The 18,989-nt window shown below is 36.6% G+C and carries 20 protein-coding genes, 1 riboswitch and 1 other annotated feature; of the genes, 7 read left to right on the plus strand and 13 right to left on the minus strand.

Features of this window, described 5'->3' with window-relative positions; translation table 11 throughout:
- Positions 1-166 precede the first annotated feature (166 nt).
- Positions 167-1,273 carry a D-TA family PLP-dependent enzyme gene (locus F7888_RS12025; RefSeq protein WP_191779793.1) on the plus strand — a complete coding sequence of 369 codons (1,107 nt, stop codon included), beginning with the start codon at positions 167-169 and terminating at the stop codon, positions 1,271-1,273.
- 57 nt (positions 1,274-1,330) lie between these two features.
- On the opposite strand, the gene F7888_RS12030 is transcribed toward F7888_RS12025, so the two are convergent.
- From F7888_RS12030 to F7888_RS12055, 6 genes are all read right to left on the minus strand, one after another.
- Positions 1,331-1,645: a DMT family transporter gene (locus tag F7888_RS12030; protein WP_191779796.1), complete on the minus strand. Its 315-nt coding sequence runs from the start codon at positions 1,643-1,645 to the stop codon at positions 1,331-1,333.
- Positions 1,645-1,986 carry a DMT family transporter gene (locus tag F7888_RS12035; RefSeq protein WP_191779798.1) on the minus strand — a complete coding sequence of 114 codons (342 nt, stop codon included), beginning with the start codon at positions 1,984-1,986 and terminating at the stop codon, positions 1,645-1,647. Before F7888_RS12035 ends, F7888_RS12030 begins: the two co-directional genes overlap by 1 nt.
- A 71-nt stretch (positions 1,987-2,057) precedes the next feature.
- A riboswitch (guanidine-I (ykkC/yxkD leader) is annotated at positions 2,058-2,156 on the minus strand.
- Positions 2,157-2,220: 64 nt separating this feature from the next.
- Positions 2,221-2,616, minus strand: a complete 396-nt coding sequence (locus tag F7888_RS12040; RefSeq protein WP_191779800.1) for a hypothetical protein — start codon at positions 2,614-2,616, stop codon at positions 2,221-2,223.
- A gap of 169 nt (positions 2,617-2,785) precedes the next feature.
- On the minus strand, positions 2,786-5,188 hold the full coding sequence (locus tag F7888_RS12045; protein WP_191779802.1) for an ABC transporter permease: 2,403 nt from the start codon (positions 5,186-5,188) through the stop codon (positions 2,786-2,788).
- Positions 5,188-5,967, minus strand: coding sequence for an ABC transporter ATP-binding protein (locus F7888_RS12050; RefSeq protein WP_412096001.1), 780 nt, complete (start codon positions 5,965-5,967; stop codon positions 5,188-5,190). Before F7888_RS12050 ends, F7888_RS12045 begins: the two co-directional genes overlap by 1 nt.
- Entirely contained in the window at positions 5,960-6,538 is a 579-nt protein-coding gene (locus F7888_RS12055; RefSeq protein ID WP_318246274.1) for a sigma-70 family RNA polymerase sigma factor, read from the minus strand. The genes F7888_RS12050 and F7888_RS12055 overlap by 8 nt, the downstream gene beginning before the upstream one ends.
- Before the next feature lie 182 nt (positions 6,539-6,720).
- Between F7888_RS12055 and F7888_RS12060 the strand changes: the two genes are divergently transcribed.
- Both F7888_RS12060 and F7888_RS12065 read left to right on the plus strand, forming a co-directional pair.
- Entirely contained in the window at positions 6,721-7,173 is a 453-nt protein-coding gene (locus F7888_RS12060; RefSeq protein ID WP_225228760.1) for an NUDIX domain-containing protein, read from the plus strand.
- Between the two features lie 43 nt (positions 7,174-7,216).
- On the plus strand, positions 7,217-7,603 hold the full coding sequence (locus F7888_RS12065) for a DUF5412 domain-containing protein (RefSeq protein ID WP_191779807.1): 387 nt from the start codon (positions 7,217-7,219) through the stop codon (positions 7,601-7,603).
- On the opposite strand, the gene F7888_RS12070 is transcribed toward F7888_RS12065, so the two are convergent.
- The 3 genes from F7888_RS12070 to abc-f form a co-directional block, all read right to left on the minus strand.
- The gene (locus F7888_RS12070; RefSeq protein ID WP_191779809.1) at positions 7,597-7,992 is read right to left on the minus strand and encodes a nucleoside 2-deoxyribosyltransferase; all 396 of its coding nucleotides are present in this window, start codon (positions 7,990-7,992) and stop codon (positions 7,597-7,599) included. The two genes, F7888_RS12065 and F7888_RS12070, sit on opposite strands and share 7 nt — an antisense overlap.
- 71 nt (positions 7,993-8,063) lie before the next feature.
- Entirely contained in the window at positions 8,064-8,822 is a 759-nt protein-coding gene (locus tag F7888_RS12075; RefSeq protein ID WP_225228761.1) for a class I SAM-dependent methyltransferase, read from the minus strand.
- Positions 8,823-9,036: 214 nt separating this feature from the next.
- Positions 9,037-10,677: a ribosomal protection-like ABC-F family protein gene (abc-f, locus tag F7888_RS12080; protein ID WP_191779813.1), complete on the minus strand. Its 1,641-nt coding sequence runs from the start codon at positions 10,675-10,677 to the stop codon at positions 9,037-9,039.
- Positions 10,678-11,141: 464 nt separating this feature from the next.
- On the opposite strand from abc-f, the gene F7888_RS12085 reads away from it, so the two are divergent.
- From F7888_RS12085 to F7888_RS12100, 4 genes are all read left to right on the plus strand, one after another.
- The gene (locus F7888_RS12085; RefSeq protein WP_191779992.1) at positions 11,142-11,912 is read left to right on the plus strand and encodes a DUF817 domain-containing protein; all 771 of its coding nucleotides are present in this window, start codon (positions 11,142-11,144) and stop codon (positions 11,910-11,912) included.
- Positions 11,913-11,939: 27 nt separating this feature from the next.
- The gene (locus F7888_RS12090; protein ID WP_191779815.1) at positions 11,940-12,302 is read left to right on the plus strand and encodes a hypothetical protein; all 363 of its coding nucleotides are present in this window, start codon (positions 11,940-11,942) and stop codon (positions 12,300-12,302) included.
- 122 nt (positions 12,303-12,424) lie between these two features.
- Positions 12,425-13,012: a LysE family transporter gene (locus F7888_RS12095; protein WP_191779817.1), complete on the plus strand. Its 588-nt coding sequence runs from the start codon at positions 12,425-12,427 to the stop codon at positions 13,010-13,012.
- A 17-nt stretch (positions 13,013-13,029) separates the two neighbouring features.
- The gene (locus tag F7888_RS12100) at positions 13,030-13,356 is read left to right on the plus strand and encodes a YnfA family protein (protein ID WP_191779819.1); all 327 of its coding nucleotides are present in this window, start codon (positions 13,030-13,032) and stop codon (positions 13,354-13,356) included.
- A gap of 72 nt (positions 13,357-13,428) precedes the next feature.
- Here F7888_RS12100 and F7888_RS12105 read toward each other — a convergent pair whose 3' ends face one another.
- The 4 genes from F7888_RS12105 to F7888_RS12120 all read right to left on the minus strand — a co-directional run bounded on the left by F7888_RS12105 (position 13,429) and on the right by F7888_RS12120 (position 18,982).
- Positions 13,429-14,484 carry a DUF1835 domain-containing protein gene (locus F7888_RS12105; protein WP_191779821.1) on the minus strand — a complete coding sequence of 352 codons (1,056 nt, stop codon included), beginning with the start codon at positions 14,482-14,484 and terminating at the stop codon, positions 13,429-13,431.
- 100 nt (positions 14,485-14,584) lie between these two features.
- A complete protein-coding gene (proS, locus tag F7888_RS12110) occupies positions 14,585-16,021 on the minus strand; it encodes a proline--tRNA ligase (protein WP_191779823.1) in 1,437 nt (478 codons plus the stop codon).
- Between the two features lie 273 nt (positions 16,022-16,294).
- Positions 16,295-16,506, minus strand: a binding site (T-box leader).
- 124 nt (positions 16,507-16,630) lie between these two features.
- On the minus strand, positions 16,631-17,734 hold the full coding sequence (locus F7888_RS12115; RefSeq protein ID WP_191779825.1) for a 5-methyltetrahydropteroyltriglutamate--homocysteine S-methyltransferase: 1,104 nt from the start codon (positions 17,732-17,734) through the stop codon (positions 16,631-16,633).
- A 336-nt stretch (positions 17,735-18,070) separates the two neighbouring features.
- On the minus strand, positions 18,071-18,982 hold the full coding sequence (locus F7888_RS12120; protein ID WP_191779827.1) for a LysR family transcriptional regulator: 912 nt from the start codon (positions 18,980-18,982) through the stop codon (positions 18,071-18,073).
- Positions 18,983-18,989 lie beyond the last annotated feature (7 nt).

Here is an 18,989-nt window from a genome sequence, read left to right on the forward strand (position 1 = left end):
TACTCCCTTTTCTAGTTTTATCGTTTAAATCTTGAACTACTATAAATCCTTTAATTAATATCTATTTTATTATATAAAAATTTATAATTCATTGAATTTTATATATAATTTAACTAGGTACTCTTATTTTTAACAAGTTCAGGTTGAAAAAAAGGAGATGGATAACATGAAGTATGATGAAATTGATACACCTGCTCTATTAATTGATCGAGATACGATGATGGGGAACCTTCTTTCTATGCAAGATTATGCTAATAAGTACAATGTGCATTTACGTCCACACACAAAGACTCACAAAATGCCCAAGCTTGCTAGTCTTCAAGAGGAGCTCGGTGCAAAAGGGATTACGGTAGCTAAGGTGGGAGAAGCCGAGGTTATGGCACAAAACGGGTTAAACAACATTTTTATCGCCAATGAGATTGTCGGAAAAACAAAACTAAATCGAATTAGACAGTTAGCCGAGACGATTGATATTTCATTTGGCATCGATAACACCTATCAGGTGCGAGAAATTGAAGATGTGTTTGATGGAGCGAAAAAAAAGGCACAGGTCCTTGTCGAAATTGAAGTAGGCGAACAGCGCTCAGGGATTATTGAGGAAAGTGATTTTCACACCTTATTAGAATGTGTAAAGTCTTGTAACAATATCGAGCTACTAGGGATTTTTTCTCATGATGGACATTCCTATAAGGCTGAAAATTGGGATGAATGCAAGGAATTATACCTTGAGAGTGTACAACGAACCTTGCACTTTGCAAAACTAGCAGAAGACATGGGGATGAAGCCTAAAGTCGTTAGTATTGGTTCTACCCCTCCCTTTATGTTAAAGTTCGATATTCCAAAAGGGATAACTGAGATCAGACCAGGGACATATATTTTCATGGATGCCTCTCAAGCTAATATGATTGATACATATAATCGTTGTGCCGCAACAGTCTTGACAACCGTCATTAGTAAGCCTACTCATGAGCGAGTTATTACGGATGTTGGTGCAAAGGGAATTACTGCCCAATCAAGAAATAAAGGCCTTACAGCTACAACAGGCTTTGGTCGCATTAAGGAATACAATGATGTCTATATCAATGGAGTGTTTGACGAGCACGCCATCATCTATCATGAGGAATTTCGCAATCAAGTTCAGATTGGAGAAAAAGTACAAATCATCCCAAATCATATTTGCCCAGTCTGTAATTTGTACGAAAAAGCTTACTTGATTTCTAATGGTGAAGTTGTAGATGAACTCCCAATTGATTGCAGAGGGAAATTGCAGTAGTGATTGTGTGAACTACAAATATTTGTGCAAGGGACATGACTATATGTCCCTTGCATCTTATGACACAAGCTTCAGTCCAATCGCTGCACTTAAAACTAAGGCTATGCATACTAGCCTTTTCCAATCTCTTGGTTCACCGTATAGGAGCATTCCCAAGATTGCTCCACCAGACGCTCCAATTCCTGTCCATACGGCATAAGCGGTGCCCATCGGAAGTGTTTCCATCGCATAAGAAAGAAATAAGAAGCTAGCACCAAATCCAAGGATTAGTAAAAGAGCAGCCTTCCAATTACGATCATGATGCAGCTTATTAATCATCACAACACCAAACATTTCAAATATACCAGCTAACACTAAGGCAACCCACGCCATTAAGAATCATTCCTTTCCTGTGCATGTTCCTTCGTCACTAACTTCAAGCCAATAACTCCTACTAGCAGGATTAAAATCAACAGGATTTTACTTAATTTGAATGGTTCACCAAAGAATAGGATTTCTGACATCACTGTACCTGCTGTCCCTAATCCTACAAATACGGCGTAGACTGTTCCCACCGGAAGCTTTCTCCCTGCCATAATTAACACATAGAAACTAATCAGGATCGATATGATTGTTCCAGTCCAAGTCCAAAAACCATCTGCGTGTTTCAACCCAATGACCCAAAACACTTCAAAAAACGCTGCAATAAATACTTTCATCCAGTCTGTATTCATGTAACAATTACCTCCAATCTTATAATTCCCAATAAAACAAAAAAAGCCCGAGAAACAACTGTTAAAACAGTTCCTCCCAGGCTTTTATCCTTCCGTGACACAGCATCGCACTGTGAGTTTTCTCTCGGACCAGTCCAACAAAAAGTTGCGGAACCCTAGAAAACCTTTAAATATACAATTGGTTTCCATTATACACACTTTTCATAAGAAATCAATTTATAAAAATGATTACATTCAGTTACGAACTAACTTTTCTATATACTCATAATCAATTAAATAATCGACAGATGTATAGAAAAACCCCTTATATCTAATCAGTGAATCCGAGTTAATAATCATCTCTTTCTTCACTTTTCCATCAGTATCAAATATAGTTGTTCTAAAACTATATCCCATATACCCTATTGAAGGCTTCCCCTTTTGGAAGGTTACTTTGTTCAGATTATTAATAATATGTTTTATATCACTTTCATCTGTGACTTCAATCTCATTACCAGTATTCCCATCAAATACTGTTATTTTGGACACAGAGGATGCATCTATTTCCAAAATCTTCTCTGGGATATAAGTCAACGCAATAAAAAGGAAAACGGTTAAAACACCGGTGATCCACCATTTTAATTTATTCAAAAAAACCACTCTTTCTATATGGGACCATATATCATTTGTTTTTTCTGACAGATTACTAATTTAATATTAACATAAAATCCCATATAAAGAGGACAAACTTTTGGAAAAATAAATAATTTTTCCCTTAATTTTCAATGTTTAGTTTCTTTATGTTCCAACAAATACTTTCTTAAACCTGCTGTGTCACTTCTTCTGATAATCTTCTCCTACTGATCCAAAAGCCTTGTATCCCAAAGACACTTAACATGAATAGTAGCAATGTTAGACTCACTATTAGAAGATGTTTGAAATCAAATAAGGTCTGGCTATTTGCATCAACTAAGAATAGTAATTTAGTAAATAACAAACCAAGCATCGTACCTATTGAGAGACCGTATAGTACAAACGACAGTACTTGAGTGAGTATTAATTTAATTAATCCATTTGGAGATAATCCTAACAATCGTTGGATTGTATATTGCTCACGATTGATATACACCATATGAAGTAAAGTTTGAGTAATACCAACAGCCGTTGCAATTATTAATACTATGAAGATACCAATGAATAAGCTCCATCGTTGATAAAATAATTCATTTGCCTGATCAATTGCCGTTTCTTTGTCATTGAGGACTAGCGTTGGCCAATATGCCAGCAACTCCGATAGTTCCGCTTTTGCTTCTTCTAAATCAACTGGTTGAACCATGATATCGTATATCATTAATGTTTCTTGTGCCAATTGAGAGGACCAATCAATATAGGCTCCTTCATATCCATTTTCACCTTCAACAATCGCAGCAAGTTCAAACATTCCATACTCTACTAATTCTTCACTCCCGCTTACATAGAATCCTGGTTCCACGTGATCTCCAACATTAAGGTGATTCTGTTTTGCTAAGCGTTCTGTCATGATCATTTTCTTATCCTTATCCTGTAGAATCCCCATTTGCTCAAAATCCAATGTTTGATAATCTATGTATCTCTCATCTATTTCCATAAGATTGAAGTTACTTTCTGCATATACCTTCTGCACGCTTGGTAATGCTGTCATTTCCTCTAATAGGTCATGTGTTACAGCCTTATCCATTGTTTGATTAGATATAATGATATCCGTCTCATATTTAGCCTGTATATAGGACTGTTCATTGATTTGCACGGTTTTCAACACAGAACTACCAAATATTAGAATCACCATTAATCCTATTAGACTTAATACGACCTTCATATTATGCTGAATTTGTGGAATCAATTGTTGACACGCCAAAAAGGCTTCTTTCCCAAACACTCTACGTATTGGTTGAATCATTATTTTTAATAACAACTGGAAAATAAAAGGTATCACAAGTAGTGCAAATAGTGTAAAAAGCAAAGAACCAATTAATATCATTAATGCGTCTTTATCCGTTGAGCCCTGTAGGCCTGAATTCATGCAAAATACACTGATCATTAAGAGAACAAGCATAAAAATACCTTTTACTTTTGAAAGGCGGAGTTCCTTTGACTGCTTGTCTCCTTCTATTTGCATTGGCAGCAACTGCATTGCTTTTTTGATTTGCCATTTTGTATAGCTAAATAATAAGATACTCATAATAGCTACAATACTTACTACTAGAATAATAGGAAATTGTGCTTTCGCTTCTGGTAATTTTAACAATTCAATTATTTGTGGTAATGCAAACTTAATGATTGCAAAGCTTGCGATTACCCCTCCAGTTAAGCCCATATAAACAATGCATTGCAATTGAACCTTAACAATTTGACCAATTTGGCTAGCTGTAGCCCCAATTGACCTCAGAATCATCAATTGCTCCTTGAGCTTCATGAACAATAATTGGAATGTTGATAATAGTAGCAAACCTGTAATGAGTAAAATAAATACAGATAAGACAATCATGAAGATACGCAATGTCTGAAGATTTAGCTGTACAAACTCATACTCATTGACGATATCAATTCGTAATAATGAGTCGAAAGCTTTCAGTTGCTTTGCCACCTCTTGAACATTTTCTGTTTTAATCAAAACAAATAGTCCCGCTTCATCTCCAACTTTTACCAAATTATTGTTTAAATAGACAACATTGCTTTCCTCTGCACCTAGAGGTGTCGGGATAATTTCAATAAGTGTAAATGCTTGTCCATCAACTTGCAGTGTATCTCCCACACTAGCTTTTAACACATTCGCTAAGCCCTCTGAAATACTTACGGTAGTAGCAGTCAATTCTTTTTCAAAATGATAACGACTCTGTACAAGAGGATCATTTTCAACTCCTAATGTGTAAACTCGTTCAATATGCTCCACATTTGAGCTTGTAATTGATACTGGAGAGGTGGCCTCTACCCCTTCAATCTCTTTGATTTGCTGAAAAAGCTGGTCAGAGACCCATCTATTTTGTTCTGGGTTATAGCCTGCAAGAATGTCCATGTCCCCAAACATCGAATATATTTCCTCTTTCATATTCTCTTCTGCATTCCAACTATAGACACCCATTGAAACAATTAAACATACAGAAATCGCGATAATACTGATGCTTGTAAGGACATGCACTTTCGCTGCTCGAAATAGCTTCATCCCGATTGATTTCAAACTAAACACTATGCACCACCTCTTGAAATCACTTTAATTTTTTGCAAAATAGCTTCAAGGTCTGCTTCACTGTTCTCGTTAGAGTAGCTATCAATCATTTCACCGTCATGAAAGAACAATACGCGATTGGCATAAGTTGCTACATGAGGATCATGTGTTACCAAGATAATGGTTTGTCCTTGCTGTTGTAATGATTGTAGTAGCCTTAAAATATCCTCTGTTGTGTTCACATCAAGAGATCCAGTTGGTTCATCAGCCAGTAAAATGGGGGGGTGGTTAATGATTGCTCTAGCAATAGCCACTCGCTGCTTTTGTCCTCCTGATAATTCTTGAGGTCGATGCTTTCTCCATTCATAGATTCCAAGCTGTTGCATAACCTCAGTTACTCGGACTTTTATTTCCTTATTTGATACATCACTCAAAATAAGTGGCATCGCAATATTATCTTCCACATTTAAGTCCTTTAAGAGATGGAACGATTGAAAGACAAAGCCTATTTGCTCTTTGCGAAATTGTGAAGAGCGTGGTTCCTTGTATATGTGATTTGCTTCCTCACCGAAAAGAAATATCGTTCCGGCCGTTGGTTCGTCAATCGCACTTATCATATTTAGCAAGGTGCTCTTTCCAGACCCACTTGTTCCCATGATTGCAACCATCTCTCCTTTATAAATGGAGCAGTGGACATTTTTTAACGCATGTACTTTATGATTTTGTTGTTGAAATACTTTAGACATCCCCTCTAGCCTAAGGACTTCGTTTAGTGGAGGTACAGGGATTTTATTAATCATGTCCTTCAACGGATTGAATCCACTCATCTTCATAGACCCCCTTTAAACATAGCTTTAATTGTTTTAACCCTCTTCGAATATGTGTTTTGACTGTACCTTCTGGACACTCAAGAATCCGTGCAATTTCTGGAACGGTATAATCTTGATAAAACCGAAGCAATAATACTGTTTTATATTTTTCCTCTAATGTACTCAAGGCTTGCCACAAGTCCATTTCTTCTTCAACTAAATTGGAACCGTCCATTTGTATTTCCTGTAATTCACTTGGATCAACAAGATCAAAGTGTTTCCTTTTCTCTATGTATGTTTTACTGCAATTAATCACAATTCGTGTTAACCATGTTTTTAAATACTTGGGTTCTTTTAAATTTCTCATCCCTTCATACGCACGAATTAATGTCTGCTGCAGGATGTCTATTGCATCATTTTCATTATGTGTGTAGACAAAGGCCATTCGATACAGTTCAGCTTGAATCGGTTGAATAAGTTCATAGAATGCCTCTTCATCTCCTTCACATACACGTAGGATTAAAGATTCTTGATCATCTATCTTAATCGCCCCCCTACCTATTAGACTTGTCTAGCAGCCTTTTCGATTCAACAAAAGGAAAAAAAGATATTGGTTTTGTAGATTCCGATAGTTATAGGTTTATTTCCAATGTCCAATTAGAGGAAAATGACCATTCGTAACGAATATTATCTTAATCATATCAAATGTAAGGTGATTGAAGGAACTAGATGGGAAGTGAGAAATTGAATAGACCTCTACTAAGAGCGGAAGCTATCATTTTTAACGAAGATAAAAGCCAGGTACTAATACAATGTGATATCGATGAAAATTTTTATCGTCTTCCAGGCGGGAGCATTGAATTCGGTGAGACTGCTACTGAAGCAATAAAAAGAGAACTTATTGAAGAATTTGACTTAGATATATATGTTGGTGAGTTGGCTTGTGTGAATGAAAGTTTGCTTGAATACGACGGGATGGAAGTGCATCATTGCACCTTAATCCATTGGTGTGCGGCACCGAGTGTAGAACATATGACTGTCATAACACACAAAGAAGAGCATAATCAAAACATTATCTTAACTTGGAAAACCCTTGAAGAACTTAGTACAAGACCAACCTATCCAGAAGGCATCTTACATATGATTTCAGCTAACAGTAATATTATTGAACATTTGGTCATTAGAAAGAAATATTGATACTAGATTTATAAGAATTTCATTAAATGGTGGAGGTCAAGACATGTATGCTAACCTAAATAAAAATAAAAAACGGATCCTTAAAACAGCTCTGATTGTTAGCCTATTATTTATTGGTTTCATTGGCTATGGAGTATATTGGGCGTTCTTTGATATGAGTAGGTTACCAACTGGAGAATATCTTACTGAAGAATCATCTCCAGACGGCACATATACATTAAAAGCGTTCGTTACAAATGGGGGCGCCACAACATCCTATGCTATACGAGGAGAATTATTATTTAACAATCAACCAGGTAAAACAAAAAACATCTATTGGAACAATGGTGAAGATACAGTCAGTATTGAATGGGTCGATAACGATACAGTCATTATTAACGGACATTCACTTCATGTTCCAACTGATAAATTCGACTTTAGAAATCAATAATCCTTCGTTTGCTTTATCACTTCATGCACCAATTCATCCAGTGTTCCAAAGCACTTTTTCACCTCTGACAAATGATAAAAAGTACTGGTTGTAGCAAAATTATTTAGTTCTTCATTTGGAGAATACAGAAAGATTTTTTTACCTTGCCCAAGTGCTATTCCGAGTTCAATATGGCTTCCCTTCCCTGCAGGCAGCAGAACGATGATGACATCTGCTGCTAGTACTGCATTTTTTTCAGCCTGACCAATTGACTTTAACTCTTCCATTGTTGAAGCTCTTTCATGTTGAGTCCAGTCATATGTATGCTTATAACCATTCTTTTTTAATTGATCACTAACATATCGCACATTTTCTATATTCTTAAAGCTAGATGCAACATAGAATTTCAACGTCATTTCCTCCTTTATTAGCACCGCAAACACATGACACTTCTACGTTTTGCGGTGCTATCTTATGACAGCTATTTCCTAACTTTAAATACAATGAAATTAGCTATCTTTAAGTCTTCTTCGAACTGCGGATATTTATCGAGCATCTCTTTGGACGGTTTTGGTTCTACTAACGCTTCTAGCGTAAAACCAGCTTTAGTGATTGCTTTCATATAACTTGTTAACGTTCGGTGATAATATACTATTTTTTCTTCTGCCTCTGACAGCATATTCTGCTCGTACATGCCTTCGTGAAAATAATGATCAGCTTTCCAATACTGTTTTTTCCCTTCCGAATTTCTTATCCATCCACTTTCCGGTGTGATAAAACATGGATGAAGAATCGAAAAGATGAAATATCCATTGTCTTTCAACAGACGATACATTTCACTTAGTGCTGCATCATAATCAGCCAAATCTTGAATCACCATATTTGATATAATCATATCGAAGGTTTTAGTACTTAAAAAAACTAGATTTTCACAATTTCCATAATGATAGGATATCCCACTCTCAGCGGTTGTTTTCGTTTTGGCGAGTTCAAGCATTTTTGTAGAATAATCAACAGCTGTAACATTTGCTCCTCTTTCAGCAAGCAGTCTACTTAAATATCCTTCTCCACAGCCTGCATCAAGAATAGTTGTTCCATCAATTGTCTCTATTAATGAGAAGATTGATGGATTGAGCAATACTTTTCTATAAATATCTCCATGTTCGTTATAACTTGCTGTAAATGCCTCTGCATTCAAATCCCATCGTTTAATGGCTTCATCGGTTGTCAGTTGTCTCATGATATTACGCCTCATTTCTAAGAAAGTCGTAACGTTACGCTATCTGTGCACAACTTTATTTTTTCATATTTCAATAAAAAGAAATAGACTTATAATTTAATTTTTTGTATCATTTAGATTGAGGCATGCCTTCTTTAAGTGACATACAATCATTGATTAAAACAATACAGACTCTGCAACAGGGAATCCTTCATTCGGATTCCCTTTTTTCATCTCAATCCTTGCTATCTTTCCCAATACTGTTTAATTGCTTTGTGAGATTTTTGAATTGTTCATCATACTTCGAATAGTCTGCATGGTTTGGGGTTAGTAAGCTTAATTTGCCTAGGACAAATTGAACCTCAGTTTCTAGTCGCATTCTTTCCATTTGGCTATTATTAATTGTTTCTACCACTTGGGTTCGAGTTAATACCTTCCCTTTGATTTCAAGCGAGTCATCTACTACTTTTTCACGGAAATAGCGATCATGACTGACAATGATGCACGTACATGGGTAAGCCTTAAGTGTTTCCTCTAATTGTTCCCGGGACGGTAAATCTAAATGATTCGTTGGTTCATCTAAAATCAATAAATCCGTTGCTTGTAAGATGTACTGCATTAATTTTATTTTTACACGCTCACCCATACTCATTTTCTGGATTGGTTGCTGCCATTGATGAGCTGAGAAGCCTAAATTCTTCATCAGGGTCTGAACCTTTCCACGTTCATCAAATGTTTCACGCTCGAACAGTCTTGCAGGTGTTTCTTTAAGCGGTAAATCATAGACTGTTTGTGATAAATAGCCAATCTTTGCTGAAGGTGTTATCCAGACCGTACCTGAGTTAGGCGTAATACGTCCAAGTAATACTTTTAGCAACGTTGTTTTTCCTGCTCCATTTGGTCCAATGATCGCCATTTTCTCTCCATGCATCAGCTGAAATGTTGCTTCTTTTATTACGGTTTGATCACCATATGAAACGGATACCTGTTCACATAGAATCATCCGATTCCCTCTTTTTTCAACGGGGTTAAATTCAAATACCACTTGATGCTCTTCAGAAACAGCCTCAACTTTTTCTTTTTCCAATTGCTTCCCTAGTAATTTTCGTTTCGATTTGATTTGTTTATCCATTCGCTTTGCCGCCAAACGTTCGTACTCTTTTGCACCCATAACCCCTGCATTTTCATTTCTTGTTGAATCACGATGAGCCACATGTGACCAGCCCTTCAGTTGATTTAATTGCGATTCAATCATAGCGACTTTTTTCTGCTGCTTCTCATAAGCATGTTGTTGTGCTTTACGACGCTCCGTACGAACTTGCATATAATGAGAATAATTCCCCTTCTGCTCGAATATACTCATGTCCTCGATAGACCAGATTTTCGTTGTCACTTGGTCCAAAAAATATCGATCATGACTTACAATGACGACAGTTCCTTTATACATCCGAATTTCCTTAATTAAACGAGCTACTGATTTCTCATCTAAGTGGTTTGTTGGCTCATCAAGTAGTAATACTGGGGAACGTCTCTGTAAGCCATTCACTAAACGATACTTTAATTGTTGACCACCACTTAGTTCATTATATGGCTTATTTGGTACATTCCATTTTTGATGCATAGGAGTGTAAGTCATCTTTTCTACACTCTCGACCTCCTGCTCAACAAATGTCACTTCCTTTGAATCAACCCACTTAATTGTTCCAGATGTAGGTTGTATCCTTTCAGTTAACATTTGTAAAAGCGTTGATTTACCAGTACCGTTTGCTCCGATGATACCGACAATGTCTGTTACTTGAAGTGAGATATTTACTTCTTGAAATAAGATTTGTTCTTCAAAAGCCATTGATACATGATGAAATTGACATAATTCCATAAGATTCACCTCTACACGAGGATTAGCCTTCCAGAAAATGAAAAAATCCTACCGATCATGCATGGTAGGATTCGTCGCAAAATACACCTACTTACTGTAGGTGAAACCGTTCATTGTAGATAAATGGGCAGACTAATCCTGTTTGTTTTTTTACGTTATATACGTTTTTTTAAACAATAGGATTAGTTATACATCGATCACCCATCATCCCTTCTCAATTTATTGTCTCAACTATAACACAAGAATTTAGCGCTTTCAAATTAAATTTGAAAATCACCCCCATATACCTCACACCTATAAATTATCTTTTTAACAATAAAAATAACATAAAAATTAATAATTATTTATTGCAAAACGATAAATTTTATTTTAATATTTATCTTAACAAAGAGATTTGATAGGAGTTAGTTATGAATTCACCTGCTCAACCTATGTCTCAGAAAAAATTATTTAAAACTCAGATGATGGTATCTTTCCATCAACTCATCCGTTTTGGATGGATACAGGCACAATCATGTCTGTTTCCTGTCGTTATTTTTGGTTCCTTGGCTTTTACAAAATTCATTCCATTGCCATTCCTCCCACGTTATGATTGGCTACTAGTCATCTTCCTTTTGATGCAGTGGTGGATGGTGCATTCCGGACTAGAGACACGGGATGAATTAAAAGTGATTACCTTGTTCCATCTTATTGGGCTTGCACTTGAAATCTTCAAGACTCATATGGGGTCCTGGTCATACCCAGAGGAAGGGTATTTCAAGGTTTACGGGGTACCCTTGTATAGTGGATTCATGTATGCCAGTGTGGCGAGTTATCTTTGTCAGGCTTGGCGGAGAATGAAAGTTGAACTCATTCAATGGCCACCATTTTTGATCGTTGTTCCACTTGCATCAGCCATTTATTTAAACTTTTTCACTCATCATTATTGGATAGACATTCGTTGGTGGTTGTCTGCACTTGTCATCATCATCTTTTGGAAATCTTGGGTTGCATATGAGGTAGGTGGAACTCGTTACCGAATGCCGCTTCCACTTTCCTTTGTACTGATTGGATTTTTTATTTGGATTGCGGAGAATATTGCAACATACCTCAGTGCATGGAAATATCCAAACCAAATTCAGACATGGAGTCTCGTTCATCTTGGAAAAGTGAGTTCCTGGGTCTTATTAGTCATTGTCAGTTTTCTAATTGTAGCGACATTGAAGCTCGTTAAACAAAACATTCCACAGCGTTAAGGAAAATAGATATTGGAGGGTTTAGAAATGATCACAAATAGTAACCATATAACAGGTCAACTGAATGATTTTTCATTACAAAATATAGAGTCAATTGTTGGTTTCCATCTAAATTTCGAAAGAAGCAAACCTTTTGAAAACCATTGTCTACTTGATATTGATTTCTTAATTTGGAAAAAAGAAAAGCAATACATTGCTAGCTTCCGTTTCTACCATCCAAATAGCATCCACTTTGAAAGTGGCGGACTCTTTCAGCAACTCTCAATTGGAATTTATGATATTAGTGACAGAGGTTGGGAAGATAAGAAATATGAAGTGATTGACTATGAAGGAGAAACCTTACACTTTTATTGTACTGAAATAGAATTAATGAATGTGAAAGAAGCATAAATCCTAGATTAAAACCTGCCTACTCTTTATTTACATTTTTTAAATATTTAATTTATTTTTCACTCCAAGGGATGAATATAACGTACAATATAACAAAAATCATATAAAGGAGTGCTTCCATAATGCCTTTATTATCATTCTTGTTATTTGTATTCATCAGTAGCTTTACTCCAGGTCCCAATAACTTTATGGCGATGACTTTTGCTAATAAATTTGGATTTAAGAAATCAATGGAGTTTTGTCTTGGCGTAGCAGTAGGTTTTTTTATTCTTACCTTATTATGTAGTTTTTTCAACCATTTACTTATTACTATATTGCCAATCATCAATATTCCTTTAACTATTTTAGGAGTAAGCTATATGTTATATTTAGCTTATAAGACACTTACAAGCAAGGACAGTCCAAATGAGGATAATGAGAATTCTACTAAAAGCCTTTTTCTGATTGGGTCTTTCGTTCAATTCATAAATCCTAAAGGGATTCTTTATGGCATTACAGTCGTTTCAACTTTTATTCTCCCATATTACTCTTCCTACATAAATTATGTGATTATCTCGCTTTTTCTAGGGTTTGTAGGGTTAATCAGCTCAGCTTGTTGGAGCCTATTTGGTTCTATTTTTCAAAAAGTACTTTTACAACATAGGAAACCATTTAACATAATTATGGCTTTGTTGTTAGTATATAGTGCTGTTTCAATTGTTTTTCATTAAAGGATGGTGGACATTGGTTGATTTATGCCATTGTATTATTTTTGTTAGCAGGAATTGCTGAAATTGGTGGTGGGTATCTTATTTGGCTATGGTTAAGAGAAGGAAAGCCCTATTATTGGGGCGTGTTCGGAGGAATCTCCTTAGCTTTATATGGTGTGATTGCCACATTCCAAATATTCCCTTCATTCGGTAGAGTCTATGCTGCTTATGGAGGAGTTTTTATCGTTCTTTCTGTATTATGGGGATGGGGAATTGATCGCAAAACTCCTGATTTATATGATTGGGTAGGTGCTGGAATATGCTTATTGGGTGTTTCAGTAATGTTATTTGCTCCAAGACAATAAATGTCATTGTGAAGAAAGAATTGAATAGGTTTGTCCCTCTCATTTCTTCCTCACAATCAATTAATTTGAATCTCATATGTGATCGGCTAGTCGCACGCTGTAAAACCGCATCGCCTTCATATCGCCTTTCATCTCAAAAACACCCTTGTCTACCAGCATTCTTAGTCGATATTCGAAGAATTGATCACCAATATATTGATCCAAATGCCCTATCACTTCTCCTATTAACCTTGCGGACTTCATGAATAACTCTGTCTCTTCATCTCTACCTCGTTTTAACTGAAGCTTTTTCGCCAAATTTATGATGTATTTGTCAAAATAATCCTCTTCAACACTTTTAATCTGTCCATTTCTCCAAATTCGTAAGGTTTCATTCGTTTCAGCAAGGGCTAGCCACTCTTGTTCTAATTCTTTTCTTTCATCTTCTGATAAAGTCTTTGGATGACTTTGTTCATATATCATCTGTAGTTGTTCGTGGAAAAGTTCTCCTGAAGATAGAATGGTATATTGAATATCCGGGCGACTAAAATGTTCAGCATGTGCTTTAGTAGTATTGATCACTTTAATGTCATTTGTTTTGTCCTTTAATAGATAGAGAGCATATCTTAACCCCATCTGTTCATGCGCGCTATCAGAAGTCCAAATCATAATTGGCACATGTTCCGGAATTGATGTTATTAGATTGATTGTGTTATAAAATCCAGTAAGATAGTCTGGAAAATCATCATCTGCATTCATCACTTTGTTCATCCAGTGAATTCTTCTTTCCTGCCCACTTCTTTCATGTAGTTGCTCAATCGGACCAATCGAAAAGATATCCCGAAAGGAAATAATCTGCTCCGCTTCATGGACCTTCATTTTCTTTAAAGCCATTCTTAACGAGCCAGCACTAGAAAGACCAAAGAGAATATGAACCTTCTCGGCTTGTACATGCTTCTTCACGTCTTCTCTTTCATTTGTTAATTTAGACACCGTTTCGAAAATCTTTCCCACATCGTTTATAAATTCCCTCTCTGAGTAACCTGTTTCCTTTAAAAGATTCATTCGTAAATACATTTGAAAAAGTAGCGATTTCGCTTCCTCTGCAGATAATTCTGCTAGACTCTCCCTCATTTCTTTCATTTGCATAAACTCTGTCTCCTTAGACTTTATTTAAAAGTATTATATATATCGAAAGACACTAACTTTGTTAGTGCCTTTCTCTTGCGAAACTTACCTTATATATAAATTAGTAAGCACGTGCAAACCAAACAGTATGTTTAGATTCTTTGCCACAATTTAAGCATGTGTGCTTTGTTGTAGGTGGGTTAAATGGTATGTTACGTGTAGTGAATTTCAGTTCATCTTTTACATTTTCTTCACAAGCATTGTCTCCACACCAACCTGCTAATACCCAACCTGGAATAGTTTCATTTTGTTCTGATTCTTCAATATGATTTTTTAGTTGCTCTAAAGAGTCAATATGAGTATGTGAATTCTTCTCACGGAAAGCTTTTGCTTTTTCAAATAGACGAGTTTGCATTGTTTCAAGTTCTTCTACAATGCGCTCAACAATTGATTCTAAAGGTACAGAAATTTTGTCAGCTTCATCACGAGCTTTCATTAACGCTTGATTATTGTCTAAATCTCTAGGACCAAGCTCAACACGAACAGGAACACCTTTTAATTCCCACTCATTGAACTTATAACCTGGTGATTGATCAGAATCATCCAGACGGACGCGAATTCCTTTAGCCTTTAATGCAGCAAAGACCTCATCTAATTTCTCAATGATTGCAGGATTCTTTTTCCATGGTCCCACTGGAATTAACACTACTTGAGTTGGTGCGATTCTTGGTGGTAATACAAGACCTTGATCATCCCCGTGAACCATGATTACTGAACCAATTAAACGTGTTGATGTACCCCAAGATGTTGTATGCACGTGTTGATGCTTATTTTCTTTTGTTAAATATTTGATATCAAATGCTTCTGCAAACTTAGTACCTAAGTAATGTGAAGTACCCGCTTGAACAGCTTTTCCGTCTTTCATCATCGCTTCAATTGAATACGTATCAACCGCACCAGCAAAGCGTTCTAATGGAGTCTTCTGACCATCATATACTGGAATCGCAAGTAAACCTTCTACCACTTCTTTGTAGATGTTCAACATTTGCATTGTTTCCTTACGCGCATCCTCTTCATCAACGTGAGCCGTATGACCTTCCTGCCATAAGAATTCAGACGTACGGATGAATGGTAGAGTCTTCTTCTCCCAACGGAATACATTCGCCCATTGGTTGATTAGAACCGGAAGATCTCTATAGCTCTTAATCCAATTTGAATACAAGTGTCCAATCATTGTTTCTGATGTAGGACGTAATGCTAGACGCTCTTCTAATTTCTCTCCAGCCGCTTCAGTTACCCATGGAAGCTCTGGTGAGAATCCTTCAATATGGTCCTTTTCCTTTTGGAAGAAGGATTCTGGAATTAACATTGGGAAATAAGCGTTACGGTGGCCCGTTTCTTTAAAGCGCTTATCCATCTCTGTTTGAATATGCTCCCATAATTCATAGCCATCAGGCTTGAAGGCAATACAACCACGAACTGGAGTGTAATCCATTAAATCCGCTTTTTGAATTGTGTCAATATACCATTTTGTAAAATCATTTGTGTTCTGTGACATCTTTTTTCCTCCTGCAAAATGTAAAATAAATGTAGTCATAAAAAAGGTTATTTCTTATGATTTGTTGCTTTCATATAAAATTTGAAAAAGAAGTACTAGCAGCCTGAATACACGTAGACTCCCGTGGGACTAGTGGCCAAAGTGAGACCCCGCAGGAGCTTGCGACGAGGAGGCTCACCAGTCACCCCACAGGACGCGGAGTGTATTCAGGCTGCGGATTTGAAAACAACTCTTTATGAAAAACAGCCTAAATAAAAAAGCATAAAGAGTCCAATAAAGGACGTCCTTATGCTTCTAGACGTGGTACCACCTTAGTTCGACATAATCACATTATGTCCTCTAACGTTTATAACGAAACGACTCGGTTAGTTTTGATCTAACATCTCCGTGGTAGGTTTCAATAAGAAGCGGTGATATAACTCTCAGCCAAGGTTATATTTTCTGTTTCACAATTCTTATTTACTTGATCACTTCATAGATTACTTATGTATAAATTAATATACCAATTTAATGATAGTATTTCAATTATAACTGTAATATAAACTTGTGTATTGTAAACTTCCAAAAAAAAAGCAAACAACCATCTACTGGTGTTCGCTCTCTTCATCCTTATCCCCAAATCTCTTTTGAAATATCAACGATGTATTTCAGCTTTGCCCATTGCTCATCTTCAGTCAGAATGTTTCCATGATGAGTAGAAGCAAATCCACATTGTGGGCTGATGCATATTTGTTCTAATGGCACGTATTTCGTTGCTTCTTCAACACGAGCTTTGATATTTTCCTTATCTTCAAGTTGACCATGCTTGGATGTGAAAACACCTAGTACCACACGTGGCCCGTCATTTGGAATGAATTCCAATGGTCCGAAATCACCAGAACGGTCATCATCATATTCTAGGAAAAATCCATTTACTTTTTCTTTCGCAAATAGAGTCGGAGCGATTTTTGCATAGCTACCTTCAAATGCCCACTTTGAACGATAATTCCCACGGCAAAGGTGAGTAGTTACAGTAAGATCCTCTGGCTTATCCTCTAATACACCATTTGCCACTCGTAAAGCTAGGTTAATTAATTCTTCACGTGAATAACCACTATCATTAAATGGAATTTCCGGTGCGTTAAGACCCGCAATATACACATCATCTAATTGTAAGTAACGGCAGCCAGCATCATAGAATGCTTTAATCGCATCACGGTATGTTTGAATTACATCATTTGCAAACTCTTCAAGATCTGGATAGATTTCTAGATTACGAATTCCTGCATTAAATAATTGATTAGGACTTGGAATCGTTTGTTTTGCAACAGCACGATCTCCAACAATCTCTTTGAATTCGATAAAGTCTTTGATATGTGGATGATCTTGGTTAAATGAGATTTTCCCAATAACACGAACATCATATCTTTCTGTTTCCTCACCTTTGAAGGCAAACCCAGTGCTAGGAACATAGCCCTCTACACCATTTAAATGTTCAAGGAAATCAGTGTGCCAGAATCTACGGCGGAATTCTCCATCTGTTACTGCTTGCAATCCAACCTCAATCTGCTTATCAACGATTTTTTTGATTTCTTCTGTTTCAATTGCATGCAGCTCTTGAGCCGTAATTGTTCCTTGTTGGAAATCCTTTCTTGCCTTATGAATTGATTCTGGTCTTAATAAGCTTCCAACATGGTCCGCTCTGAAAGGAGCTTTAACTAACGTTTTTGTCATACATAATCCCTACTTTCATTTTTTGCTGTTTTCTCAAGTTTGTTGTTGTTTTGAGATGAATTAATTGAGAATGATATTTCTAGCAGCCTGAATACACGGAGACTCCCGTGGGATACGTGGGCAAAGTGAGACCCCGCAGGAGCACTAGCGACGAGGAGGCTCACCGGTCACCCCACAGGACGCGGAGTGTATTCAGGCTGCGGTATTAAAAGCAACAATATATTCGAAAACAGCTTTTTTATTATCATGTGATTTAATCTAAAGTAAGTGTAGCATGACAAGCGCATTATAATGTAACACGTAAAAACTATCTCTTGTTATAGCTTAAAACTATAACTAACTTAGCTCTACTTCAACGCTTTCCTTTAAATATTGAATATAAATATCCGCAAGCATACTATTCGTCACATTCTTATGTGTAATATAGCCAACATTAATCCGTTCATCGACCTTCAGTGGTACAGCAATAATGTCTTTTCCATTTAACTTCTGACTGATGACTCCTGTTGAAATAGTATATCCATTTAATCCAATCAGTAGGTTGAATAACGTGGCCCGATCGCTCACCCTTATATTCTTTGGACGTGACAGGGTACTGAGGATTTCCTCAGAGAAGTAGAAGGAATTGTAATCTCCCTGTTCAAAGGATAGATACGGGTAAGGATCCAAATCGTCTAATGTCACATAATCCTGCTTCGCCAAAGGATTTGATGAGCTAATAAATACATGTGGCTTTGCTTCAAACAGCTCATGGAATTTCAAATTTCCTTCTCGCAGAAACTTTTGAATCACATTCTTATTGAAATCATTCACATATAAGATACCAATTTCACTTCGCAGATTCTTCACATCATCAATGATTTCATAGGTCTTTGTTTCTCGAAGGGTGAATTCATATTCCTCACGGTCATAGTCCTGTAATAATCGGACAAAAGCACTTACTGCAAAGGCATAGTGTTGTGCAGATACTGAGAAATTCTGCTGTGGTGACCTTGCATTCGTATACCGATTTTCAAGCAACTCTGCCTGTTCCACCACCTGTCTTGCATAACCTAGAAACTCAGAGCCTTCAGGTGTGATCACAATCCCCTTATTCGTTCGGGAAAAGATTGATATCCCTATTTCCTCCTCCAGCTCCTTTAATGCATTCGAAAGACTTGGCTGACTAATAAATAACCTCTGTGCCGCTTTATTAATGGAACGACTTCTCGCTACTTCAATTACATATTTAAGCTGCTGTAATGTCATGGCTTCT

This window comes from Litchfieldia stipae, from assembly GCF_014837155.1.
GTDB lineage: Bacteria > Bacillota > Bacilli > Bacillales > Bacillaceae_L > Litchfieldia.